Source organism: Methylobacterium iners (assembly GCF_022179305.1).
GTDB lineage: Bacteria > Pseudomonadota > Alphaproteobacteria > Rhizobiales > Beijerinckiaceae > Methylobacterium > Methylobacterium iners.
In genome coordinates this window covers 1-1,056 of record NZ_BPQP01000111.1, presented here as the reverse complement: position 1 = coordinate 1,056, position 1,056 = coordinate 1, and the positions used below count along the sequence as shown (strand labels likewise).

The following is a 1,056-nucleotide window of genomic DNA, read 5'->3' as shown; positions in this document are numbered from 1 at the left end:
TGCAGCTTGCCTAACCTCTGAGCACTTTTGCCAGCTATTTAATGAAAATTAACTTCCGATCACGAGAATGTGAGCAGATCACATTTTGTGGAACGGTGGTCGAACGGCGCATTTGCTTGGGTGGGCGAGATGAAACTGCTGAACAACCTCAAGATCTTGAGCAAACTTGCCATCCCCGCCCTGATGCTGATCACGGTCGCTGTCGGCTTAGTCGCGCTCGCGTGGTCAAGCCTCAACAGCCTCGATCAGAACACCCAGCGCATCGTGGACGTGACAGCCGCACGCGCGGTCACTGCCCTGCAGATGGCCTATGCCATGGACGAGGCGACCATCCGCGAGAAGAACATCATCATCGAGACTGACGCCTCCGCGATGCAGGCGCAGTTCAAGCTGTATCAGGAGGCGCGTCAGGACGCCTTGAACGCCATCGACCACCTCATTGGTCTTGCCGACACGCCCGAGCGCCGCGCGGTCAACGAGGCGATCAAAGCTGACCTCAACGCTTTCTTCTCGGCCGCCGACAAGTCGATTGGCCATGGGCTGAAGAACGAGAACGATCTTGCCGCCAAGGTGTCCAACAGCGCAGTTCGCGAAACTCGCGCGAAGGTCTCGGAAGCCGTCAAGAAGCGCGTCGAGGCCAACATGAAGGACCTCTCAGGTGCTAAGGCTCAGGCGTCTGAGGTCGCCGGATCAGCGGTGCAGACCCTCATCACCGCAGCGGCCGTTGGCCTTGCTATCGCAGTCGGTCTCCTGGCCTACATCGTCGTGATCGGCGTCACCCGCCCGCTTGCTGCCATGACGAACGCGATGGGCGCGCTCGCTCATGGTGACCTTGCCGTCGAGGTGCACGGGTCTGAGCGCAGGGATGAGGTGGGTCTTCTTGCCCGCTCGCTTCAGGTGTTCAAGGACAACGCCGTGACTGCCCAGCGACTGGCGGCCGAGCAGGCCTCGGAGAACGAAGCCAAGCTGCGCCGTGCCGAGCGCCTGGATCAGGTCACGCGCAGCTTCGAGCACAACGTCTCGGCCCTGACGCAGGGGCTGGCGGGCGCCTCGACC

At 61.4% G+C, this 1,056-nt stretch carries 1 protein-coding gene; it reads left to right on the top strand.

The window, feature by feature from the left end; genetic code table 11:
* Positions 1-129 precede the first annotated feature (129 nt).
* On the top strand, positions 130-1,056 hold a 927-nt coding region (locus MFF55_RS25125), incomplete at its 3' end, for a HAMP domain-containing protein (RefSeq protein ID WP_238246837.1).